This window comes from Nocardioides sp. Z21_20 (genome assembly GCF_059766585.1).
In genome coordinates this window covers 390,014-412,050 of sequence record NZ_JCBAJX010000002.1, presented here as the reverse complement: position 1 = coordinate 412,050, position 22,037 = coordinate 390,014, and the positions used below count along the sequence as shown (strand labels likewise).

The window sequence follows — 22,037 nt, the reverse complement described above, 5'->3', positions numbered from 1 at the left end:
ATGTTGACTACAGGAATGAGCGCCGCCGCGACCCCCTCCCCCTCGGTCTCCGAAGAGCTCTTCGCCCCGGTCAGCCCGGACGTCGAGCTGTGCTACCAGACCTTCGGCGATCCCACGGACGAGCCGCTGCTGCTGGTGATGGGGCTGGGCGGGCCGATGACCTGGTGGCCCGCGGAGCTCTGCCGGCGCCTCGCCGAGGCCGGGTTCTTCGTGATCCGCTACGACAACCGCGACGCCGGGCGTTCCACGAGGATGCGCCAGCGGGTCACCCGGGCGCAGATCGTGCAGGCCTTCCTGGGCCGGCACGTGCGTGCGCCGTACACGCTCAGCGACCTGGCCCGCGACGGCATCGGGCTGCTGGACCACCTCGGCATCGCCTCGGCCCACGTCGCCGGGGTCTCGATGGGTGGGATGATCGTGCAGACCATGGCGATCGAGCACCCCGGCCGGGTGCGCTCGATGGTCTCGATCATGTCCACGACCGGCAAGCGCACCGTCGGCTGGCAGCACCCCCGGCTGCTGACGATCATGATCGCGCCGCGCAAGCCCGGCCGCGCCGCCTACGTCGAGGGCACGGTGGCGATGTCGCGGCTGATCGGCTCCCCCGGCTACCCGCAGACCGAGGAGGAGCTGCTCCGGCGCGGCGCGGAGACCTACGACCGCGGCATCACCCAGGCCGGCGTGCTGCGCCAGATGCTCGCGATCCTGCTACAGCCCAGCCGGTCGCGGCCGCTGCGCAGCCTGCGGATCCCCACCGCCGTCATCCACGGGCTCGCCGACAAGATGGTCCACGTCTCCGGCGGCCGGGCGACGGCGTCCGCCATCCCCGGCGCGGAGCTCGTCATCATCGAGGGCATGGGCCACGACATCCCCGACGGGCTCTTCGACACCTTCGTCGACGTCATCCGGCGCACCGCCGACCGCGCCTGAGCACCTCCCCCCGACGCCCCGGGCGGGCCGATCCCGCCCGTCCCACAGGTCCCACCCCTTTCTGGGATTAGCCCTTGCCAGGGTGGACATACTGCCCAGAGCGGACTAGACGTGTGATGTGGGCCACCCGCGCCCGCGACGGGAAGGGAAGGAGCTCCATGTTGAAGCCCCAGCCCTCCGGGCGGCCGGAGCGCCGCCGGAGGAAGAACCATCGCAGCCGCTCCGGGCTCGCGCTCGCCGGCGTGGTGGTGCTGACCAGCAGCCTGCTCACCGCCTGCGGCATCGCCTCGGGCGACGAGGGCAAGCCCACGCTGAATTGGTACGTGAACCCCGACGGGGTGGAAACGCTGACCAAGCTGGCCGAGGAGTGCAGCACCGAGGAGTACGACATCGAGGTGCAGCTGCTGCCCTCGAGCGCGACCGACCAGCGCACCCAGCTGGCCCGGCGCCTGGCTGCCGACGACGACGCCACCGACCTGATGAGCCTCGACCCGGTCTTCCTGCCCGAGTTCGCCAACGCCGGCTGGCTGCTGGAGTTCGAGGGCGACCTGGCCGGCAAGGTCGTCGACGACGATGTCCTCGCCGGATCCGCGGAGACCGTGGAGTGGGAGGACAAGATCTACGCGGCGCCGCAGTGGGCCAACACCCAGGTGCTCTGGTACCGCAAGTCGCTCGCCGAGGCCGCCGGTCTCGACATGAGCCAGCCGGTCACCTGGGACCAGATCATCGACGCCGCCGCCAAGCACGACGGCACCGTCGGCGTCCAGGGCAACAAGTACGAGGGCCTGGTGGTGTGGATCAACGCGATGATCGAGGGCGCCGGTGGCGACATCATCACCGACACCGAGGCGGGCAAGGACGCCACGATCGAGATCGACTCCGAGGCCGGGCAGAAGGCCGCCGCGATCATCCGCAAGCTCGCCGACTCCAAGGCCGCCCAGCCCGACCTGAGCGTCTCCAACGAGGGCACCGCCTTGGCCGGGATGTACCCGCCCGACGGTGCCGGCGAGTTCATGGTCAACTGGACGTTCGTCTACAAGAACTTCGAGCCGAACGAGACCAACGGCATCACCGAGAAGCAGTTCGAGGACCTCGGTTGGGCCCGCTACCCCGAGACCGTGAAGGGGATGGAGTCGCGGCCCCCGATCGGTGGCATCAACATCGGCGTGGGCGCGTTCACCAAGCACCCCGATTTCGCCCGCGACGCGGCGGTCTGCGTGACCAGTCCCGACGCCCAGGTCCAGCTGGCCGTGACCAGCGGCCTGATGCCGGCCCGCGCCTCGGCCTACGACGCCCCGGAGCTCAAGGAGGCCTATCCGGCCAGCCTGCTGGAGCTGTTCCAGCAGAGCATCGAGACCGGCGGCCCCCGCCCCCAGAGCGCCTTCTACTCGATGATCTCCAGCGCCATCCAGAGCAGATGGCACGCGCCGGACAACGTCGACCCCGAGTCGACGCCGGAGAAGTCGGCGCAGTTCCTGAAGGACGTCCTGCAAGGAAAGGCGCTCCTGTGACCCAGACGACGATCGCCAACCCGGCGGCAACCACGAAGGCCCCCAAGGGCCGCCCCGAGGTCAGTGACCGCTCCCGCGCGGAGAACCGGCTCGGCCAGCGGCTCGTCCTTCCCGCGATCCTGGTGATGCTCCTGGTCACCGCCTTCCCGATGCTGCGGGCCCTGTACCTGTCGCTGTTCGACTACTCCCTGACCGCGCCCGAGGACCGCGAGTTCATCGGGCTGTCCAACTACCTCACCGCGCTGACCGACCCGCTGTTCTGGCAGACCACCGCGGTCACCGTGCTCTACATGGTCGTGACCGTGGCCGTCGAGCTCGTGATCGGGTTCGCGTTCGCGCTGGTCATGCACCGGGTGATCTTCGCCCGGGGCGTGATCCGGACCTCGATCCTGATCCCCTACGGCATCATCACCGTCGTCTCGGGCTTCGCCTGGCAGTTCGCGTTCAGCAGCACCAACGGCTTCGTCAACGAGTGGCTGCCGTTCATCAGCAACTCGTTCAACTGGTTCGGCGAGACCGCGCCCGCGATGATCGCGATCATGGTCTCGGAGATCTGGAAGACCACGCCGTTCATGTCGCTGCTGCTGCTGGCCGGACTCGCCCAGGTCTCCGAGGACATGGTCGAGGCGGCCAAGGTCGACGGTGCCACCTGGTGGCAGCGGATGTGGAAGGTGGTCCTGCCCAACATGCGCGCCGCGATCATGGTGGCGGTGCTGTTCCGGGCCCTGGACGCCTACCGCATCTTCGACAACATCTTCGTGATGACCGCCGGAGCCCAGCGCACCGAGTCGATCAGCTTCCTGACCTACCGCCAGACCATCGAGCAGTTCCAGCTCGGCATCGGCTCGGCGCTCTCGGTGCTGCTGTTCCTCTCGGTGCTGCTCATCGCGTTCTTGATCGTCAAGCTGTTCAAGGTCGATCTGGCCCAGGCCAGGCAGGAGTCGTGACAATGAGAAAAGTCGGAATCGCCCTCGGCTGCCTGCTGATCCTGGCCTGGTGCCTGCTGCCGGTGGCCTGGATCATCTCGCTGTCCTTCAAGTCCCAGGAGTCGATCACCAACGGCAACCCGGGCTTCTTCCCCGCCGAGGGGACCAGCGCCGGGTGGCAGAACTACATCGACGTCTGGGACAACGAGCAGTTCCGCCGGGCCATCTTCAACTCCATCGGGATCTCGTTGATCGCGACACTGCTCTCGGTCATCGTCGCCACCCTGGCGGCGTACGCGATCGCCCGCCTGGAGTTCAAGGGCAAGAAGTTCGTGCTGACGATGGCGCTGGCGATCGCGATGTTCCCGGTCGTCTCGCTGGTCGGCCCGCTGTTCGACATGTGGCGCGCCTTCGGCCTCTACGACACCTGGCCGGGCCTGATCATCCCCTACATGTCCTTCACGCTGCCGCTGGCGATCTGGACCCTGTCCGCCTTCTTCCGCGAGATCCCGTGGGAGATGGAGCAGGCGGCCCAGGTCGACGGCGCCACGTCGTGGCAGGCCTTCCGCAAGGTGATCGTGCCGCTCGCGGCGCCAGGCGTCTTCACCGCGGCCATCCTGACGTTCTTCTTCGCGTGGAACGACTTCGTCTTCGGGATCTCGCTGACCTCGACCGAGGCCGCCCGGCCGATCCCGGCCGCACTGTCCTTCTTCGTCGGCAACGACCCGTTCAACCGGCCGGCCTCGCTGCTGGCCGCGGGAGCCGTCATCGCGACGATCCCGATCGTGCTCATCGTCCTGATTTTCCAGCGCAAGATCGTGGCCGGGCTGACGTCCGGCGCGGTGAAGGGGTGACTCCGTGGCTGCCATCCAGCTCAAGAACATCGTGAAGAAGTACGGCGACGGCTTCCCCGCGGTCAACGACGTCTCCATCGACATCGCCGACGGGGAGTTCGTGATCCTGGTCGGGCCCTCGGGATGCGGCAAGTCCACGCTGCTGCGGATGATCGTCGGCCTGGAGGACATCACCTCCGGCGACATGATCATCGGCGACCGCCGGGTCAACGACCTCGCCCCGCGGGAGCGGAACCTGGCGATGGTCTTCCAGAACTACGCGCTCTACCCGCACCTGAGCGTCTACGAGAACATCGCCTTCCCGCTGCGCCTGGCCAAGATGGACGACAAGACCGTCGACGCGAAGGTCCGCGAGGCCTCCAAGACCCTGGAGCTCGACGAGCACCTGGACCGCAAGCCCGGCAACCTCTCGGGTGGTCAGCGTCAGCGGGTGGCGATGGGCCGCGCGATCGTGCGCGACGCGGACGCGTTCCTCTTCGACGAGCCGCTGTCCAACCTCGACGCGAAGCTGCGCGGGCAGATGCGCACCGAGATCTCCCGGCTGCAGAAGAAGCTCGGCATCACCACGGTCTACGTCACCCACGACCAGACCGAGGCGATGACGCTGGGCGACCGGGTCGCGGTGCTCAAGCGGGGTCTGCTCCAGCAGCTGGCCACCCCGCGCGAGCTCTACACCAACCCGGGCAACCTGTTCGTGGCCGGCTTCATCGGCTCCCCGCCGATGAACTTCCTGCCGGCCACGGTCCGCGGCACCACCGTCGAGCTGCCGTTCGGCCAGGTGGAGATCCCCGCGGACAAGGCGAAGCGGGCCGAGGGCCGGGGACTGCTGATCGCCGGCATCCGCCCCGAGCACTTCAACGACGCCTCGGTCGTCGACCCCGCCAAGCAGCGCGGCTCGACGTTCCGGGCCCAGGTCGACGTGGTGGAGTGGCTGGGCAACCAGGCCTACGCCTACGTCCCGTTCGAGGCGCCCCCGGAGGTGCAGGCCCAGCTCGATCAGCTCGAGCGCGACCTGGACGGGGAGTCGCTGCGCACCCAGATGGTGGTCTCGCTGGACGGGGCCAGCACCATCGCCGAGGGCGACGACGCCGAGATCTGGGTCGACTCCTCCAAGATGCACCTCTTCGACCCCGAGACCGGCGAGAACCTCACCCTCGACGTCGAGCACGCGGGCCACATCCCGGCGCTGATGACCGAGGCCGACCCCGCGCAGCAGCGTGAGCGCGAGCACGCCATCACCGAGCAGCAGACGGCTCCGGAGGACACCCCCGCCTGAGCGACGATCTGCCCCGCCACCGCCCGTCGGCGGTGGCGGGGCTGTCTGCTCGACTCAGGCCTTGCGCAGGCGCTTGGGGCGCGGCTCGCCGGGCATCCGCTTGCGGCTCACCGTCACCCCGCCCATCAGCGCGATGCCGCGCACCCGCACCAGCGGGGACCCGGGGCCGATCTCGGGCTCGACCTTGGAGCGCACCAGGTCGAAGCCGCCCATCACGCCGTGGCCCTCGACGGAGACCTGGGTCCACTGGTTGACCACGATGTCGATGCCGCCCATCACCGCGTTGGCGTTGATCACCACCTCCATGCTGGCGAACCGGGCCTGACGCAGGTCCAGGGTGATGCCGCCCATCAGCGTGAACGCGGTGTGGGTCGGGCCGACCTCCCAGGGCCCCTTGCGGTCCTGCCCGCTCAGCACCGCCAGGCTGGCGTCGTGACGCGGGAGGTAGCCGCCGGGCGGCAGCGGGACGGCCGGGCCGGGCGGTGGTGGCGGCACGGCGGGCGCGCCGCCGCGCTGGGCGGCGGCCGGGGCCTGGCCGGGCAGGTCCGCGACGATCGGGACGAGGTCGGCGTAGACCTTCGCGCCGTACGTCGCCTCGAGACGCTCGTCGAGCTCGTCGAGCTCGAGGCGCCCCTCGCCGGCGGCCTCACGAAGGAACTCGGCCACCTGATGACGATCGGCGTCCGAGATCCGCAGCTGTGCCGGGTCGTTCACCCACGGCCCTGGTCCCTCCATGGGCCCCACCCTAACGACCGGCGATCACTGTGGCACCGTTCACACCACTGTCCGGCCCCTGCGCGGCGACGGCGCGCGCTCTGGGCTAATCTCACGAGCCGTGAGCACTGCTGCCGGCCCCGGGCCCGAGTTCCGCTACTCCGATCTCCTCCCCCTCGGCGAGGACCCCACGCCGTACCGGCTGGTCACCACCGACGGCGTCTCCACCTTCGAGGTGGGCGGGCGGACCTTCCTCCAGGTCGAACCGGAGGCGATCCAGCGGCTCACCGCCGAGGCGATGCACGACATCGCGCACTACCTGCGCCCCGCGCACCTGGCGCAGCTGCGCCGGATCATCGACGACCCCGAGTCCTCTGGCAACGACCGCTTCGTGGCGCTCGACCTGCTCAAGAACGTCAACATCTCCGCCGGCGGCGTGCTGCCGATGTGCCAGGACACCGGCACCGCGATCGTGATGGGCAAGAAGTCCGAGGGCGTGCTCACCCACGCCGACGACGGCGAGGCGATCAGCCGGGGCGTCTACGACGCCTACACCGAGCTGAACCTGCGCTACTCCCAGCTCGCCCCGCTCACCACCTACGAGGAGAAGAACACCGGCACCAACCTGCCGGCGCAGATCGAGATCTACTCCACCCCGCAGACGAGCGGGAAGCCGGAGTACAAGTTCCTCTTCATGGCCAAGGGCGGCGGCTCGGCGAACAAGTCGTTCCTGTTCCAGGAGACCAAGGCGATCCTGAACCCCGAGCGGATGCTGAGCTTCCTCGACGAGAAGATCCGCTCGCTGGGCACCGCCGCCTGCCCGCCGTACCACCTGGCGGTGGTGATCGGCGGCACCTCGGCCGAGTTCGCCCTGAAGACCGCGAAGTACGCCTCCGCGCACTACCTCGACAACCTGCCCACCGAGGGCTCGATGGACGCCCACGGCTTCCGCGACCTCGAGCTGGAGGAGCAGGTCTTCAAGCTGACCCAGTCCTTCGGGATCGGCGCCCAGTTCGGCGGCAAGTACTTCTGCCACGACGTGCGCGTGGTCCGTCTGCCCCGCCACGGCGCGTCCTGCCCGGTCGCGATCGCGGTGTCCTGCTCGGCGGATCGTCAGGCGCTGGGCAAGATCACCCCCGAGGGCGTGTTCCTCGAGCAGCTGGAGACCGACCCGGCGCAGTACATGCCCGACGCCGGTGTCGCCGAGGACATCTCCGGCGGCGCGGTCGTCGCCATCGACCTGAACCAGCCGATGAGCGAGATCCTCGCCGAGCTGCGCAAGCACCCGGTCAAGACGCGGCTCTCGCTGAGCGGTCCGCTGGTGGTGGCCCGCGACATCGCGCACGCCAAGATCAAGGAGCGCCTCGACGCCGGTGAGGAGATGCCGGCCTACCTCAAGGACCACCCGGTCTACTACGCCGGACCGGCCAAGACGCCGCAGGGGATGGCCTCGGGCTCGTTCGGCCCGACCACGGCCGGGCGGATGGACTCCTACGTGGAGCAGTTCCAGGCGGCCGGCGGCTCGATGGTGATGCTCGCCAAGGGCAACCGCTCCAAGGTGGTCACCGAGGCCTGCCACGCCCACGGCGGCTTCTACCTCGGCTCGATCGGCGGCCCGGCGGCTCGGCTGGCCCAGGACTGCATCCGCAGCCAGGAGGTCCTGGAGTACCCCGAGCTCGGGATGGAGGCGGTCTGGAAGATCGAGGTCGAGGACTTCCCCGCGTTCATCGTCGTCGACGACAAGGGCAACGACTTCTTCACCGACCCCTCCGGCGCCGTCACCGTCCCGGTCACCGGACTGCGGGTGCGCTCCGCGCAGCTCTAGCGCCCGCCGGGTCCAGGGACCTGGCGGGCGCTGAGCACGGGCGTCAGGAGCCCTGGACGTCCGACTTCACGCTCTGGGCCGACGACGTGCCCTCCTCCTGCACACGCTGGGCGGAGTCCTGGGCGGCGCCCTTGACCTCCTGCGCCGCCTCGGCGGCCGAGTCCTTCAGCTGCTCGCCCACCTCCTGGCCCATCGACTTGGCGCCCTCCACGAGCGGCTGCGCCTGCTCGACCAGGCGCTGAGCGGCCTGAGTCTCGGTGTCGCTGGCGGGCAGCAGCGCGGAGAGGAGCATCCCGGCGCCGAAGGCGACCAGGCCGGCGGCCAGCGGGCTGCCCTCGAACCTCTCCTCGGCGCTGCTCATCGCGTCCTGGGCGGTGCCCTTGACGCTGTCGGCGGTGCCCCGGACGCTGCCGGCCGCCCCCGAGGCGGAGCCGCCGGCGCTGCTGCGGGCGCTCTCCGCGGTGCCCATCAACCGACTCTTCATCGACTGCACGCGGCCACGGGCGGCTGCCTTGCGCCGTTCGACGATGGCGGACGGGCTGACCCGGTCCTGCAGCGCGTCGAGGTCGGCGGCCAGCGAGTCCCTGGTGCCGGCGATGTCCTGGTTCAGCTCTTCTGTGCTCGCGCCCATTGCGCGTCCTCCTTCAGGCTCTGCTGCGTCTCGGGCAGCTGCGGGTTGCTCTCCTGGAGTGCCTTCCGGCCGGTGAGGGCCAGGACGGCGGCGACGATGCCCCAGACGACCGTGACGATCAGGGCCGCCAGCTCGATGGGCATCCAGTTGTCGAGCAGGAACATCAGGGTCAGTGAGACGAAGATCAGCAGGATGAGGCCGGCCACGCCGGCGCCGCCGAGCAGGCCGGCGCCCTTGCCCGCCTTGGCGAACTCCTCCTTCATCTCCGTCTTCGCCAGCTCCATCTCCTGGCGGATGAGCGTGGTCAGGCTGCTGGTGACGTCGCTGACGATCTCGCCGATGCTGCGCTCGTCGCCGGCGCCGCGAGGCTCCGGCTCACCGGTGTACGACGGGTTCGTGACCTCGACGTGGCCCCCTGGGGGGTTGATCGGGCTGCTCACGAGCGGGTACCTCCGCTCAGACCCTCCTCGCCGGGCGCGGCGCCGGGCGAGGTCGGCGCCCCGTAGAGCCCGGTCCCGCTCTCCGGCGCCCCCGTGACGGGGTCGCTCGCCGGGTCCATCGTCTGCTGACCGTGCGTGACCGGGGCAGCCAGCGGCGCGCCCGGCGTGGGCACGACCGGCTCGAAGCCGCCGCCCGAACCGGGGAGGGCGGAGGGTCCGGAGCTCTGGGCCGCCTTCGCCCCGCGGGCCACCCGTCCCGCCACCACGCCGGCCGCGAGCGCGCCCAGCAGGAAGGTGCCGGGGCGGCGCCGCGCGAAGCCACGCAGGTCGTCGAGGAGATCGTTGGGCTCGCGGCCGTCGAGGCGCGAGCTGATCGCCCGGGCTCGCTGCGCGAACTCGCGGGCGAGGTCGGTGGCCAGTCCGCCGCCCTCGCTCTGCTCGGCCATCTGGTCGAGGTCGTCGCCCAGGCTGCGCAGCGTGCTGACCAGCCGATCGCGCTGGGAGCGCGACTGCTCGTCGACCTGCGCGAGCGCCTGGTCGACCAGACCGCGCGCCTGGCTGATCGCCTCCGAGGCGACGTTCTGGGCCTCGTCCTTGGCGACGCCCGCGACGTGCTTGCCCTCGTCGGCGGCCGTGGAGGCGGCGTCCTGTGCTCTTTCCTTGGTGCTCGGGGTGCTGGTCATCGTTTCTCCAATTCACAGATGGGGGCGCTGCTCGCCTCTCCTCGCTGGGAGGGCCGGCCCACGCACGCCCCGGGTTCGCGTGGGCCCTCAGTCCTCCGAGGCCTGGTCGCCCTCGCGCGGCCGGCCGTGCTTGGGCGGAGCGTCCGGGCCCGCAGTCCCCTCCTGGGGGCGCTGCGAGTCGAGGTCGGTGGGATAGCCGGCGGTGGCGTCCTCCGGCGAGATGGGGTCGTTGGCCTCACTTGCCGGTCCCAGTCCCGACACCTCGGAGACCTGCTTGTCGGACTTGTCGTGCGCGCTCATTGCTTCCTCCTCGTCGGTGGCGTGGGCGGGAGGTACCCGAACGCATTGCCGCCCATGCGGTCGGCTCCACGCCACTCGTCCCACCTGGGTCGAAGATGGGCCAAGATGGGACCGTGGAACACGTCGAGATCGCCCGAGCCGAGTCCGAGCGCGGCGAGCTGGTGCTGCGCGAGAGGCGCGTCGCCGGAGCCCCGGCGGTGCTCGAGCTGCGCGCCAACGGGATCTTCGTGATGGACACCCTGGAGACCAGCAGCGAGCGGGCCCTGGCCCACGCCGCGCTGCGCCTGGCCGGGCGGGTCGAGCACGTGCTCGTCGGCGGCCTGGGGCTCGGTTTCACCATGCACGAGGTGCTCGCCGACAGCCGGGTGGAGCGGTGCACGGTCGTCGAGATCGAGCCGATGCTCGTCGACTGGATGCGCGACGGCACCATCCCGCACGGGCCCGGCCTGCTCGCCGACCAGCGGATCCGACTGGTGGTCAGCGACGTCGCCGCCGCCCTGGTGGAGGCCGGGGACGCGTCGTACGACCTGGTGCTGCTCGACGTCGACAACGGCCCCGGCTACCTGGTGCACGCCACCAACGCCGTGATCTACCAGCCTCCGCTGCTCACCGCGGCCCGGCGCGCGATCCGCCCCGGGGGGACGCTGGTGATCTGGTCGGCCTCGCCGTCCAGCGAGCTGGAGGCCGTGCTGGCCAAGGTCTTCGGCAACGTCGAGGCGCACGGGTACGACGTCCGGCTGCAGGGCCGCGACGAGCAGTACTGGCTCTACCTCGCACGGGCCTGACCTCTGCGCGCAGCCGCGGCCTTGGGGAGCCCGGTCGTGGGTACTGTCCGGACATGAGCGAGCACAGTGACAACCGCATCGAGCACAGTGACTACCGCATCGAGCACGACTCCATGGGCGAGGTCCGCGTCCCCAAGGACGCCCTGTGGCGCGCCCAGACCCAGCGCGCGATCGAGAACTTCCCGATCAGCGGCGCCACCCTGGAGCCTCGTCACCTGCAGGCGATCGCCCGGGTCAAGGCCGCGGCGGCCGCCGTCAACGCCGAGCTCGGGGTGATCTCCGGCGAGCAGGCCGCGGCGATCCGGGCAGCGGCCGCGGAGGTGATCGCGGGTCGCCACGACGACCAGTTCCCGCTCGACGTCTTCCAGACCGGGTCCGGGACCAGCTCGAACATGAACATGAACGAGGTGCTGGCCTCGCTGGCGGCCCGGGCCGGGGTCGAGGTCCATCCCAACGACCACGTCAACGCCAGCCAGTCCTCCAACGACACCTTCCCCACCTCGATCCACGTGGCGGCCGCGCTGGGCGTGGCCGAGGACCTCCAGCCCGCGCTGGGGGTGCTCGCCGCCAGCCTGGAGGCGAAGGCCGAGGAGTTCGCCGGCCTGGTGAAGTCCGGGCGCACCCACCTGATGGACGCCACCCCGGTGATGCTCGGCCAGGAGTTCGGGGGCTACGCCGCGACGATGCGCTACGCGCTCGAGCGGCTCGACTCCGTGCTGCCCCGGGTGCGCGAGCTGCCGCTGGGCGGCACCGCCGTGGGCACCGGGATCAACACCCCGCCGGGCTTCGCCGCCCGGGTGATCGAGATCGTCTCCGAGGAGTCCGGCCAGGAGTTCACCGAGGCCCGCGACCACTTCGAGGCTCAGGGCGCGCGTGACTCCCTGGTCGAGCTCAGCGGCGTGCTGCGCACGATCGCGGTCGGGCTGACCAAGATCTGCAACGACCTGCGCTGGATGTCCAGTGGGCCCACCACGGGGCTGGCCGAGATCCACCTGCCCGACCTGCAGCCGGGCTCGAGCATCATGCCGGGCAAGGTCAACCCGGTGCTGCCGGAGGCCACGCTGATGGTCTGCGCGCAGGTGATCGGCAACGACGCCACGATCGCGCACGCCGGCGCCAGCGGCAGCTTCGAGCTGAACGTGATGATGCCGGTGATGGCCAGCAACCTGCTGGAGTCGATCCGGCTGCTGTCCACCTCGACGGTGCTGTTGGCGCACCGGTGCGTGGACGGCATCACCGCCGATGCCGAGCGGATGCGACGCTACGCCGAGTCGTCGCCCTCCGTGGTCACGCCGCTGAACAAGTACATCGGCTATGAGAACGCCGCGAAGGTGGCCAAGAAGGCGCTGGCCGACGGCGCCACCATCCGCGAGACGGTGATCGCGATGGGCTTCCTCGAGCGCGGCGAGCTCACCGCGGAGCAGCTCGACGCCGGGCTCGACGTGGAGTCGATGACCCACCCCTGACCCGGCGGCGGCCGCCCGGAACTAGTGGGTCAGTACCAGTTGTTCGCCTGCTTGAACGACCAGGCGCTGCACGGGGTGCCGTAGCGGTCCGCGATGTAGCCCAGGCCCCAGCGGATCTGGGTGACCGGGTTGGTCGCCCAGTCCGCGCCGGCCGAGGCCATCTTCTCGCCGGGCAGCGCCTGCGGGATGCCGTACGCCGAGCTGGTGGGGTTGTCGGCGTCCACGCGCCAGTTGCTCTCGCTGACGTAGAGCGAGTCGAGGCACTGGAACTGCCCGGCGGAGAAGCCGAACTCCCCGAGCAGGGCCCGGGCGATGTCGCGCGGGTCGTCGTCGGCGAGGGTCTCCGCGCCGGTGACCGCGCGGCCGTTCGCGGGGGTGAGGGCCGCCTCCTTGACCGGGTCGGCGCCTTCACGGCGGTCCGAGCGGGTCGCGACCTCCGTGTTGCGCTCGGCGAGCTCGGCGTCGGTGAAGGCGCCGTCCTCGGGGTTCTCGGTGTCCTCGGGAGGGGTCTGGGCGGCCACCGTGGTGATGCGCTCGGACTCGGAGCCGGCGGTGAGCACTCCCCCGGCGACCGACGCCCCGGTCGCCGCGACCGCGACGGAGGAGAAGAGCAGTGAGTTGCGCAGGACGAGCTTGGGAGTCTGTCCCAGCGGGGGTCGGGCGGGGGCCCGACGGTGCTTGGGGACGTGCTTCTCGGGCTTGGTCAAGGTGGGTGCTCACGGGTCGGCTACAGGGGGACGGCCGGGAGCTGACCCCCGGCCACCAGCCACCTTGCATCCTCCAAGCAGTGACCGCAAACCGAACCGCGCCCTGCGGACGGGTGAAATCCGCCACGCTGCGCCCCGCTGGCCACATCCGTCCCACGAGTGCTCGAGAGCCACACCGGCCCCGGCGGGGCCGGGGCCGGCGGCGCCCTCAGAGCGTGACGTTCTCCAACATCTCGGTGACCAGGGCGGCGACCGGGGACCGCTCGGAGCGGGTCAGCGTGACGTGCGCGAAGAGCGGGTGCCCCTTGAGCTTCTCGACCACCGCGACGATGCCGTCATGGCGCCCCACCCGCAGGTTGTCGCGCTGCGCGACGTCGTGGGTGAGCACGACCTTGGACCCGGCGCCGATGCGCGAGAGCACCGTGAGCAGCACGTTGCGCTCCAGCGACTGGGCCTCGTCGACGATCACGAACGCGTCGTGCAGCGAGCGCCCCCGGATGTGGGTCAGCGGGAGCACCTCCAGCATGCCCTGGGCGAGCACCTCGTCGATCACCTCGCGCGAGGTGATCGCGCCCAGGGTGTCGAAGACCGCCTGGCCCCACGGCGACATCTTCTCCGACTCCGAGCCGGGCAGGTACCCCAGCTCCTGTCCCCCGACCGCGAAGAGCGGACGGAACACCACGACCTTCTTGTGCTGCCCGCGCTCGAGCACCGCCTCCAGCCCGGCACAGAGCGCCATCGCGGACTTGCCGGTGCCCGCCCGCCCGCCCAGCGAGACGATGCCGACCTCGGGGTCGAGGAGCATCTCCAGCGCGATCCGCTGCTCGGCCGAGCGGCCGTGCACGCCGAACGCCTCCCGGTCGCCGCGGACCAGGTGCACCTGCTTGTCCGGGCCGACCCGGCCCAGCGCGGTACCGCGCTCGGAGAGCAGCACCAGCCCGGTGTGGCAGGGCAGGTCGCGGGCGGCCTCCAGGGCCAGCGCTCCGTCCTCGTACAGCTCGTCGAGCTCGGCGGCGCCCAGGTCGATCTCGGCCATCCCGGTGTAGCCGGTGTCGGACTCGTTGATCGCCTCGGCGCGGTACTCCTCGGCGTCCAGCCCCACCGCGGAGGCCTTGATCCGCAGCGGCAGGTCCTTGGAGACCAGGGTCACCGCGTCCCCCTCGTCGGCGAGGTTGCGGGCGACGGCGAGGATCCGGGTGTCGTTGTCCCCCAGCCGGAAGCCCGAGGGCAGGGCGTCGGCGTCGGTGTGGTTGAGCTCCACGCGCAGGGTGCCACCGGCGTCGCCGATCGGGACCGGCTGGTCCAGGCGGCCGTGCTGGACGCGCAGCTCGTCGAGGGCGCGCAGCGCCGCGCGGGCGAAGAAGCCCAGCTCCGGGTGGTGGCGCTTGCCCTCGAGCTCGGTGATGACCACCACCGGCAGCACGACCTCGTGCTCCTCGAAGCGGCGCAGCGCGCCCGGGTCGGCCAGCAGGACGCTGGTGTCGAGCACGTAGGTGCGGATCGGCTCTGAGGTGTCGCTGGCACTGCGCGTCGTCGCCATGGTCTTACCCCTCACGGACCGGCACGTGCACTCCTCGCCCCGGCCCTAGCTCATGCAGACGGACCGGGAGGACGCCGACGGGCCGGAGTGCCGGCCCCTCCGCGCACACCAGCCAGGCTGAGGTGCGCAAGAGTCGTGCTCGGACACGTTCGGGCCTTCCGGTGGCGGCGAGCTTCCCCACTCGCCGGTCCTTCGACGGTACGCCGCGACCGCACCGCGCAAGCGCGACACGCCCGCACGCGGGGTGAATGTTGCGTTACGGCGTGATCTCGCTCTCAGTGTAGGCCGAGGCGGGTCGTCACGCGCCGAAGCGGCGCTCCCGCTCGGCGTAGGCACGCAGGGCGCGCAGGAAGTCGACGCGGCGGAAGTCGGGCCAGAACGCCTCGCAGAAGTAGAACTCCGACTTCGCGCTCTGCCAGAGCAGGAAGCCGCCGAGCCGCTGCTCGCCGGAGGTGCGGATCACCAGGTCCGGGTCGGGCTGACCGCGGGTGTAGAGGTGTGCGGAGATGTCGTCGACGTCCAGGGTGTGTGCGATCTCCTCGATCGGGGTGCCCCGGTCGGCGTGCTCGAGGAGCAGCGAGCGGACCGCATCGGCGATCTCGCGCCGACCGCCGTAGCCGACCGCGATGTTGACCAACATGCCGTCCACGTCGCGGGTGTCCTCGGCCGCCTTCTTCAACCGGGTCGCGGTCGCGGCGGGGAGCAGGTCCTGGGCCCCGACCGGGTTCAGTCGCCAGCGCCGCTCGTCGGCCAGTGAGGCGACCGCCTCCTCGATGATCGCGAGCAGCGGCTCGAGCTCGGAGGGGGCGCGGTTGAGGTTGTCGGTGGAGAGCAGCCACAAGGTGACGACCTCGATGCCGACCTCCTCGCACCAGCCCAGCAGCGGCTCGATGTTGGCCGCTCCGGCCCGGTGGCCGTGGGCGGTGTCCGCCCCGACCGCCTTGGCCCAGCGCCGGTTGCCGTCGAGCATCACGCCCACGTGCTTGGGCAGCTTGTCGTGCGGGAGCCGGCGGACCATCCGTGCCTCATAGGCCGGGTAGAGCACCCGTCGAAGCCCGCTCTTCCAGTCCGCCACCCGACCGATGTTACCGGCGTGACGCGACGCCCATCACGCGAACCGCGGGACCCGGAATCGAGGCGTGACCAGGCTCGCACCCGAGGGCGCCCCATCGGCGTTTTGCCGAACCTACGGTTGGGTAGGTTAGGACCCATGGAACACCCCCGCCTCTCCGAGATCCGTCATGACGCCGGGGACCACCTGCGCGAGGCGATCGCCGAGATCAAGCCCAAGCTGCGCGGTTGGCTGCACCTGGTCACCGTTCCCGCGACACTTGCGGCCGGGATCGTGCTGATCGCCCTCTCGCCCACCGCCGCCACCAAGATCGGCTCGGCGGTCTTCATCGGCTCGGCGATGATCCTGTTCACGGTCTCCGCCATCTACCACCGCGGGACCTGGTCCCCGCGGACGTGGGCCTTCCTGCGCCGCTTCGACCACTCCAACATCTTCATCCTGATCGCCGGCTCGTACACGCCGTTCAGCCTGCTGCTGCTCGAGGGCACCCAACGCACCACGCTGCTGGTCGTGGTCTGGAGCGGCGCCATCCTGGGCGTCCTGTTCCGGGTCTTCTGGACCAACGCCCCGCGATGGCTCTACACACCCATCTACATCGCCCTGGGCTGGGCCGCGGTGTTCTTCATCCCGGCGATGGCCGACGGCGCGCGGGCGCTGGGCACCGGTGGGGTCGCCGCGCTCGTCCTGGTGATCGTGGGCGGACTGCTCTACACGTTCGGGGGCGTGGTCTACGGCCTGAAGCGGCCCGACCCGTGGCCGCAGTGGTTCGGGTTCCACGAGATCTTCCACACCCTGACCATCCTGGCCTTCGCCGCCCACTACGTGGGCGTCTCCCTGGCCACCTACGCCCTGCGGTAGTCGCGACCGACCCCGGCGCGGGCCCTCACCGGAAGCGGGCCGCGAAGCGTCCGGGCGTCATGGCGGTGACCCGGCGGAAGTCGCGGGTGAAGTGCGCCTGGTCGGCGTAGCCCAGCTGGGCGGCGAGCTCGGCCAGCGTCTCGTCCCCGACGCGCAGCCGCTCGGCGGCCTCCTGCAGCCGACGGCGCTGGATCAGCCACTTCGGGCTCAGGCCGGTACGGCGCCGCAGCAGCCGCTGGAGCCCGCGCTCGCTGAGCCCGAACCGCTCGCAGAGCTGGTCCACCCGCCGCAACCGGGGGTCCTGCTCGACGTGGGCCACGATCTCGTTGACCAGCAGCCCCTCGTCGTCGAGCGGGAGATGGGCGCGCAGCAGGTCCGCGCACGCCGCCATCGCCTCCACCCGCGGGCCGGGCAGCTCGGGGTCCGCCGCCATCGCCGCCCGCACCCGGGCCGCGAGCCGCGCCCCGGGCTCACCCAGCGCCACCGCGAGCTCGTCGTACCGGTCGGTCCAGCGCTGCACCGAGCCGCCGACCAGCAACGCCCCGGTCGCGGGCTGCAGCATCATCCCGAGCGCCCAGCCGGTGCCGGTCAGCGTGGTCGAGGACAGACCCGAGACCACCCCGTAGAGGCGCGCGTAGGCGGGCGTGACGACGATCAGGCAGACCGGGTACTGCAGCACCTGCTGCGTGGACTCCGCCCCGGCGGGCACCGACCAGACCGGGACCCAGAAGCGCTGCACCAGGTCGCCCAGCCCGTCCGGAGCCGGGTAGCGGTCGATGCGCCAGGAGCGGTCGGCCGGGTCCACGAGGTGGGCCCGCTCTACCGGGTCGAGGCGATTGTCGGATTTCATCAATCCCAGAGTGACGTATGTCACCTACCCTCGCCATATGGACACCTCCACCACCTCGCCCCTCTCCCCCACCGACCCCCCGGCCTCGACGCAGAGCTTCCTGCGGCTCACCGGCCCCTTCGGCGCGGTCTGCGAGCAGCTGCCGGCCGGCGCCTGGGCCCAGCCCTCCCCGTGCGACGGCTGGACCGCGCACGACGTGCTGCGCCACGTGATGGGCACCGAGCGCGACTTCCTCGCCCCGCACGGCGTGGACCTGCCCGACCCCTTGCGCGACGCCGACCCGGTCGCGGCCTGGCGCGACCACGCCACGGCGCTCACCGAGGCGCTCGCCGACCCGGCCCTGGGCAACCGCGAGTACGACGGCCACTTCGGCCGGACCACGGTGGGCGACTCCCTGCTGCGCTTCTACGGCTTCGACCTCGTGGTGCACCGCTGGGACCTGGCCCGCTCGGCCGGGCTGGACGAGCGCCTCTCCGAGGAGGAGCTGAACTTCGTCGAGGCTTGCGCGGCCGGCTACGGCGACGCCCTGCACTCCGAGGGGGTCTGCCGAGCCGACGTGGAGGCCGCCGACGACGCCGATCGCCAGGCGCGGCTGCTCGCGCTGCTGGGGCGCCGCGCCTGAGGGCGGCTACAGGTCGCGCAGCGGCTCGTCGGCCAGTGGCTCCTTGCTGCGGGTCAGGTTGACCACCGCCGCGATCAGTCCGCCCCACAGGACCACCATCGCCAGCACCATCATCGCGATCGCGTCCGCGCTCATCCCCGCGCCTCCTTCGTGAGTCCGTGGGTGTGGCCGGGAGCGTCCAGGTCGTCCGGCGGGGCACCCAGCGGGGTGTCCTTCTTCCAGGGCAGCGCGGTGAGCACGCCGGCGACCACGATCACGCCCACCACCGCCCCCCAGCCGAACAACAGGATCATCCAGGTCGGGTACTCCCCGTAGGAGTCCCGCACCTCGTCGTAGAGCTCCTGGCCGAGGATCAGCGCCAGCACCACCGGCACCACGACCGCGACCAGTGCCCACCACCAGCCGCCCAGGCGGACCGATCCGGTGCGGTTGAGGTGCGCCTCGAGCGAGGGCAGCAGCCGCAGCACCCAGGCCACCACCGCGATGCTGACGATGGCCACCAGCAGGATGCCGAACTTGTTGATGAAGTTGTCCACGATGTCGAGCGCGTGCAGGCCGCTGGTGGTGCTGAACAGGAACACGCTCACCACGGCCGCCGGCAGGCCGACCAGCAGCACCGCGGTGATCCGGCGCAGCTCGAACTTGTCGCGCACCGCGGCCACCACGACCTCCAGGACGCTGACCAGCGAGGTGAATCCGGCCAGCACCAGGGAGGCGAAGAAGAGCACGCCGATCAGTGCGCCCGCCGGCGCCTCGGAGATGATCGTCGGGAACGCGACGAAGGCGAGCCCGATCCCGTTGGCGGCGACGTCCTCCACGCCGACCCCCTGGGCCTGGGCGATGAAGCCCAGCGCCGCGAACACGCCGATGCCGGCGAGCAGCTCGAAGCCGGAGTTGGCGAAGCCCACGACCAGGCCCGAGCCGCTCATGTCGGTGCGCCGCCCGACGTAGGAGGCGTAGGTGATCATGATGCCGAAGCCGATCGAGAGCGAGAAGAAGATCTGCCCGTAGGCGGCCGTCCACACCGAGGCGTGGCCCAGCGCGGACCAGTCGGGCGAGAACAGCGCGTCGAGGCCCTCGGCCGCCCCGGGCAGGAACAGGGCCCGGACGACGAGGGCGCCGAACGCGAGCACGAGGACGGGGATGAACACCACCGCCATCGAGCCGAGCCCGCGCTGGACGCCGAGGGCCATCACCACCAGCGTCGCCACCCAGACCAGCAGCAGCGGCACCAGGACGCCGGCCACGAAGTCCGTGCTCACCTCGAAGGCGCCGACCTCGAGGAACTCCGTCTCGAAGAAGGTCCCCGGGTCCTCGCCCCAGGCCTCGTCGACCGAGAAGAGCATGTAGCGCACCGCCCACGCGATGATCACCGCGTAGTAGAGGGCGATCACCGTGCAGATGCCCGCCTGCCACCAGCCGATGGCCTCGGCCCGCCCCCCGGCCCGCCGGAAGGACAGCGGCGCGGAGCCGCGGTAGCGGTGGCCGATGGCGTAGTCCAGCAGCAGGAACGGGATGCCCGCGCTCAGCAGCGCGATCAGGTAGGGCAGCACGAACGCGCCGCCGCCGTTCTCGTAGGCGACGTAGGGGAAGCGCCAGATGTTGCCCAGCCCGACGGCGGAGCCGATCGCGGCCAGGATGAACACGCGGCGCGAGCTGAACGCGCCGCGGCGCTGCTCGTGCGCCTCGGCGGTTGCCGGTCGGTCGGTCACGACTCCTCCTGAGATCGGGTGTGATCCCCAGAGCATGCTGCACCCTCGCGCCCGCGCGCCACCAGCCCCCCGTCGTTACGAGGGGTCATCGAGTGCTCTCGGGCGCCGCGTTACGGTGGACGCCATGGCCACCTTCGAGCTGACCGTCGACAACTTCGAGACCACCGTCCAGAGCAACGACATCGTGTTCGTCGACTTCTGGGCCTCCTGGTGCGCCCCATGCCGGCAGTTCGCCCCCACCTACGAGGCGGCGTCCGAGGCGAACCCGGACATCAGGTTCGGGTCGGTGAACACCGAGGAGCAGCAGGAGCTCGCCGGCGCGGCACGGATCTCCTCGATCCCGACGCTGATGGCGTTCCGGGAGGGGATCCTGGTCTTCTCCCAGCCCGGGGCGCTCCCGCCGGAGGCCCTCGACCAGCTGATCGAGGGGGTCCGCGGCCTCGACATGGACGAGATCCGTCGCGAGGTCGCCGCCCAGAGCGCGGCGGAGTCCGCCGACGACGCCGAGGACCGCCGGCGCGCCTGAGTCTGCGCGGCGTACGGCTGCCTGGTGCGCGTCGTACGACGCGGAGCCGGGCTCAGGCGCGGGGGTCGCGGCCCGTCGTGCCGTCCACGCCCGTCGCCTGCTCCTCGGAGGCCGGCTCGTCGGTCTCGGCGGGGGGCGGCGCGTCGTCGTAGCGCCCGGCCTCCCAGGCTCCCTGGACCTTGCGCATCTGCTTGACCAGCGAGAACGCCAGGACCACCACCGCGAGGCCCAGGCCGATCCAGATCGCGAACGCCGTCCAGCCCGCCTTCACGTCCTCGGGCTCGGGACCCTCCTCGGCGAGGATCGAGAGCAGGGTCAGGCTGTGCACGATCAGGACGTCCATGTCGTCCAGTGTCGCAGGCGGCTCCACACGCCGTACCGGCAGGAGCCGGACCCGGTGACCGGGCTCTCAGCCCTCGGGGGTGATCCCGGCGAAGAGGTCGTCCTCGGGGGTCGGCGCGATCACGTGGCTCGCGACCAGCTCGTAGTCCTCGGTCGGCCACGCCGCCTGGTGCACCTCCAGCGGGCAGGCGAACCAGGGTCCGTCAGGGTCGATCTGCGTGGCGTGGGCCAGCAGCGCCTGGTCGCGCACCGCGAAGTACTCCGCGCACGGCACCCGGGTGGTGATCCGGGCGTCCCACTCCGGCTCGGGCTCCCAGGTCTCCAGCCGCTTGGTGTACGGCGAGGTCAGCCCGCGCCGCACCATCTCGTCGTGCAGCGCCTGGGTCCGGGGCCGGTTGAACGTGTGGTGGTAGTAGAGCTTCAGCGGCTGCCAGGGCTCGCCGGCGTCCGGGTACCGCTCGGGGTCGCCGGCCGCCTCGAACGCCGCCACCGAGACCTTGTGGCACATCACGTGGTCGGGGTGGGGGTAGCCGCCGCGCTCGTCGTAGGTGGTGAGCACGTGCGGGCGGAACTCGCGGATCAGCCGGACCAGCCGCTCGGCGGCCTCCTCCACGGGCACCAGCGCGAAGCAGCCCTCGGGCAGCGGCGGCGGCGGGTCGCCCTCCGGCCAGCCCGAGTCGACGAAGCCCAGCCAGTCCTGGCGGACCCCGAGGATCTCGCGCGCCGCGTCCATCTCCTGGCGGCGCACCTCGGTGATGTCGGCGAGGATCTCGGGCCGGTCCATCTTGGGGTTCAGGATCGAGCCGCGCTCCCCGCCGGTGCAGGTGACGACGTGCACGTCGACACCCTCCGCGACGTACTTCGCCGTCGAGGCCGCCCCCTTGCTGGACTCGTCGTCGGGGTGGGCGTGCACGTGCATCAGGCGCAGGCCAGCGCGGGGGTGGTTCGGCATGCGGCGATTCTAGGTGGGATCATGCAAGGGTGAACCAGCAGCGTGACCAGCGCCGAGACACCCTGGCGCAGGACCCCGTCCTCGCCGAGCGGTACGGCCGGCGCGCGTTCTCGCGCCGCACCGTCGTGCTGCTCGCCGTGACGGTGCCGATCATCGCCGTGATCGCCTTCATGGCGGCCTGGGCCGGCTACGACTCCGCGAGCCCGGAGGTGAAGTCCAACCAGCTGACCTTCGAGGTCGTCGACGAGCACACCGCGCGCACCACGGTGCAGGTGGAGATGGACGACGACGTCGAGGCGCAGTGCCGGGTGCGCGCGATCGCCGCGGACAAGACGTCGGTCGGCGACCTCGCCTTCACCCCGGTCCGGGGCCGCAACGACGTGGTGATCCGCACCGAGCGGCGCGCCACGTCGGTCGAGCACCTGGGCTGCACCACCGCGGACCAGAACCGCGCGCGCTGAGCCCCGGCGAGCGCTCGAGGGGTTCGAAAACCGGGCGGGCGCGTCGTGGACCGC

25 protein-coding genes are annotated in these 22,037 nt (G+C 71.1%); 12 read left to right on the top strand and 13 right to left on the bottom strand.

Annotated features, from left to right (window positions below; translation table 11 throughout):
- Positions 1 to 15 precede the first annotated feature (15 nt).
- The 5 genes from AC6EH9_RS05620 (at position 16) to AC6EH9_RS05600 (ending at position 5,497) form a co-directional block, all read left to right on the top strand.
- Complete coding sequence (locus tag AC6EH9_RS05620) at positions 16 to 930, top strand: alpha/beta fold hydrolase (RefSeq protein WP_498421365.1); 915 nt, start codon at positions 16 to 18, stop codon at positions 928 to 930.
- Positions 931 to 1,088: 158 nt separating this feature from the next.
- On the top strand, positions 1,089 to 2,441 hold the full coding sequence (locus AC6EH9_RS05615) for an extracellular solute-binding protein (RefSeq protein ID WP_498421364.1): 1,353 nt from the start codon (positions 1,089 to 1,091) through the stop codon (positions 2,439 to 2,441).
- On the top strand, positions 2,438 to 3,388 hold the full coding sequence (locus AC6EH9_RS05610; protein WP_498421363.1) for a carbohydrate ABC transporter permease: 951 nt from the start codon (positions 2,438 to 2,440) through the stop codon (positions 3,386 to 3,388). Before AC6EH9_RS05615 ends, AC6EH9_RS05610 begins: the two co-directional genes overlap by 4 nt.
- A 2-nt stretch (positions 3,389 to 3,390) precedes the next feature.
- Complete coding sequence (locus AC6EH9_RS05605; protein WP_498421362.1) at positions 3,391 to 4,221, top strand: carbohydrate ABC transporter permease; 831 nt, start codon at positions 3,391 to 3,393, stop codon at positions 4,219 to 4,221.
- Positions 4,222 to 4,225: 4 nt separating this feature from the next.
- A complete protein-coding gene (locus AC6EH9_RS05600; RefSeq protein ID WP_498421361.1) occupies positions 4,226 to 5,497 on the top strand; it encodes an ABC transporter ATP-binding protein in 1,272 nt (423 codons plus the stop codon).
- A gap of 54 nt (positions 5,498 to 5,551) precedes the next feature.
- Here the strand turns inward: AC6EH9_RS05600 and AC6EH9_RS05595 are convergent, their stop codons facing one another.
- Positions 5,552 to 6,232, bottom strand: a complete 681-nt coding sequence (locus AC6EH9_RS05595; protein ID WP_498421360.1) for a DUF1707 SHOCT-like domain-containing protein — start codon at positions 6,230 to 6,232, stop codon at positions 5,552 to 5,554.
- A gap of 100 nt (positions 6,233 to 6,332) precedes the next feature.
- Here AC6EH9_RS05595 and AC6EH9_RS05590 point away from each other — a divergent pair, with 100 nt between their 5' ends.
- Positions 6,333 to 8,036: a fumarate hydratase gene (locus AC6EH9_RS05590; RefSeq protein WP_498421358.1), complete on the top strand. Its 1,704-nt coding sequence runs from the start codon at positions 6,333 to 6,335 to the stop codon at positions 8,034 to 8,036.
- Between the two features lie 43 nt (positions 8,037 to 8,079).
- Here the strand turns inward: AC6EH9_RS05590 and AC6EH9_RS05585 are convergent, their stop codons facing one another.
- From AC6EH9_RS05585 to AC6EH9_RS05570, 4 genes are all read right to left on the bottom strand, one after another.
- Positions 8,080 to 8,667 carry a DUF3618 domain-containing protein gene (locus tag AC6EH9_RS05585; protein ID WP_498421356.1) on the bottom strand — a complete coding sequence of 196 codons (588 nt, stop codon included), beginning with the start codon at positions 8,665 to 8,667 and terminating at the stop codon, positions 8,080 to 8,082.
- Positions 8,643 to 9,107 (bottom strand): phage holin family protein, encoded by a 465-nt coding sequence (locus tag AC6EH9_RS05580; protein ID WP_498421355.1) that lies wholly within the window; start codon positions 9,105 to 9,107, stop codon positions 8,643 to 8,645. The genes AC6EH9_RS05585 and AC6EH9_RS05580 overlap by 25 nt, the downstream gene beginning before the upstream one ends.
- Positions 9,104 to 9,790, bottom strand: a complete 687-nt coding sequence (locus AC6EH9_RS05575; protein ID WP_498421353.1) for a hypothetical protein — start codon at positions 9,788 to 9,790, stop codon at positions 9,104 to 9,106. The genes AC6EH9_RS05580 and AC6EH9_RS05575 overlap by 4 nt, the downstream gene beginning before the upstream one ends.
- An 87-nt stretch (positions 9,791 to 9,877) precedes the next feature.
- Complete coding sequence (locus AC6EH9_RS05570) at positions 9,878 to 10,090, bottom strand: hypothetical protein (RefSeq protein WP_498421352.1); 213 nt, start codon at positions 10,088 to 10,090, stop codon at positions 9,878 to 9,880.
- A gap of 113 nt (positions 10,091 to 10,203) precedes the next feature.
- Between AC6EH9_RS05570 and AC6EH9_RS05565 the strand changes: the two genes are divergently transcribed.
- Positions 10,204 to 10,875: a spermidine synthase gene (locus AC6EH9_RS05565; RefSeq protein ID WP_498421351.1), complete on the top strand. Its 672-nt coding sequence runs from the start codon at positions 10,204 to 10,206 to the stop codon at positions 10,873 to 10,875.
- Between the two features lie 53 nt (positions 10,876 to 10,928).
- The gene (locus AC6EH9_RS05560) at positions 10,929 to 12,341 is read left to right on the top strand and encodes a class II fumarate hydratase (RefSeq protein WP_498421350.1); all 1,413 of its coding nucleotides are present in this window, start codon (positions 10,929 to 10,931) and stop codon (positions 12,339 to 12,341) included.
- A 29-nt stretch (positions 12,342 to 12,370) separates the two neighbouring features.
- Here the strand turns inward: AC6EH9_RS05560 and AC6EH9_RS05555 are convergent, their stop codons facing one another.
- The 3 genes from AC6EH9_RS05555 to AC6EH9_RS05545 all read right to left on the bottom strand — a co-directional run bounded on the left by AC6EH9_RS05555 (position 12,371) and on the right by AC6EH9_RS05545 (position 15,663).
- The gene (locus tag AC6EH9_RS05555) at positions 12,371 to 13,048 is read right to left on the bottom strand and encodes an aggregation-promoting factor C-terminal-like domain-containing protein (protein ID WP_498421349.1); all 678 of its coding nucleotides are present in this window, start codon (positions 13,046 to 13,048) and stop codon (positions 12,371 to 12,373) included.
- Between the two features lie 208 nt (positions 13,049 to 13,256).
- On the bottom strand, positions 13,257 to 14,588 hold the full coding sequence (phoH2, locus tag AC6EH9_RS05550) for an RNA 5'-3' helicase PhoH2 (RefSeq protein ID WP_498421348.1): 1,332 nt from the start codon (positions 14,586 to 14,588) through the stop codon (positions 13,257 to 13,259).
- Positions 14,589 to 14,886: 298 nt separating this feature from the next.
- Complete coding sequence (locus tag AC6EH9_RS05545) at positions 14,887 to 15,663, bottom strand: isoprenyl transferase (RefSeq protein ID WP_498421347.1); 777 nt, start codon at positions 15,661 to 15,663, stop codon at positions 14,887 to 14,889.
- A gap of 135 nt (positions 15,664 to 15,798) precedes the next feature.
- On the opposite strand from AC6EH9_RS05545, the gene trhA reads away from it, so the two are divergent.
- Positions 15,799 to 16,518 (top strand): PAQR family membrane homeostasis protein TrhA, encoded by a 720-nt coding sequence (gene trhA / locus AC6EH9_RS05540; protein WP_498421346.1) that lies wholly within the window; start codon positions 15,799 to 15,801, stop codon positions 16,516 to 16,518.
- A 25-nt stretch (positions 16,519 to 16,543) separates the two neighbouring features.
- Here the strand turns inward: trhA and AC6EH9_RS05535 are convergent, their stop codons facing one another.
- Positions 16,544 to 17,368: a helix-turn-helix domain-containing protein gene (locus AC6EH9_RS05535; RefSeq protein WP_498421345.1), complete on the bottom strand. Its 825-nt coding sequence runs from the start codon at positions 17,366 to 17,368 to the stop codon at positions 16,544 to 16,546.
- 37 nt (positions 17,369 to 17,405) lie between these two features.
- Between AC6EH9_RS05535 and AC6EH9_RS05530 the strand changes: the two genes are divergently transcribed.
- Positions 17,406 to 17,990 (top strand): TIGR03086 family metal-binding protein, encoded by a 585-nt coding sequence (locus AC6EH9_RS05530; protein WP_498421344.1) that lies wholly within the window; start codon positions 17,406 to 17,408, stop codon positions 17,988 to 17,990.
- Between the two features lie 6 nt (positions 17,991 to 17,996).
- Here the strand turns inward: AC6EH9_RS05530 and AC6EH9_RS05525 are convergent, their stop codons facing one another.
- Both AC6EH9_RS05525 and AC6EH9_RS05520 read right to left on the bottom strand, forming a co-directional pair.
- Positions 17,997 to 18,125 carry a methionine/alanine import family NSS transporter small subunit gene (locus tag AC6EH9_RS05525; protein WP_498421343.1) on the bottom strand — a complete coding sequence of 43 codons (129 nt, stop codon included), beginning with the start codon at positions 18,123 to 18,125 and terminating at the stop codon, positions 17,997 to 17,999.
- A complete protein-coding gene (locus AC6EH9_RS05520; protein ID WP_498421341.1) occupies positions 18,122 to 19,702 on the bottom strand; it encodes a sodium-dependent transporter in 1,581 nt (526 codons plus the stop codon). The genes AC6EH9_RS05525 and AC6EH9_RS05520 overlap by 4 nt, the downstream gene beginning before the upstream one ends.
- A 124-nt stretch (positions 19,703 to 19,826) precedes the next feature.
- Here AC6EH9_RS05520 and AC6EH9_RS05515 point away from each other — a divergent pair, with 124 nt between their 5' ends.
- Positions 19,827 to 20,228, top strand: coding sequence for a thioredoxin family protein (locus tag AC6EH9_RS05515; protein WP_498421339.1), 402 nt, complete (start codon positions 19,827 to 19,829; stop codon positions 20,226 to 20,228).
- 52 nt (positions 20,229 to 20,280) lie between these two features.
- Here AC6EH9_RS05515 and AC6EH9_RS05510 read toward each other — a convergent pair whose 3' ends face one another.
- Complete coding sequence (locus tag AC6EH9_RS05510) at positions 20,281 to 20,571, bottom strand: hypothetical protein (protein WP_498421337.1); 291 nt, start codon at positions 20,569 to 20,571, stop codon at positions 20,281 to 20,283.
- Positions 20,572 to 20,637: 66 nt separating this feature from the next.
- The gene (gene mca, locus AC6EH9_RS05505) at positions 20,638 to 21,522 is read right to left on the bottom strand and encodes a mycothiol conjugate amidase Mca (protein WP_498421335.1); all 885 of its coding nucleotides are present in this window, start codon (positions 21,520 to 21,522) and stop codon (positions 20,638 to 20,640) included.
- A 29-nt stretch (positions 21,523 to 21,551) separates the two neighbouring features.
- On the opposite strand from mca, the gene AC6EH9_RS05500 reads away from it, so the two are divergent.
- The gene (locus tag AC6EH9_RS05500; RefSeq protein ID WP_498421333.1) at positions 21,552 to 21,983 is read left to right on the top strand and encodes a DUF4307 domain-containing protein; all 432 of its coding nucleotides are present in this window, start codon (positions 21,552 to 21,554) and stop codon (positions 21,981 to 21,983) included.
- Positions 21,984 to 22,037 lie beyond the last annotated feature (54 nt).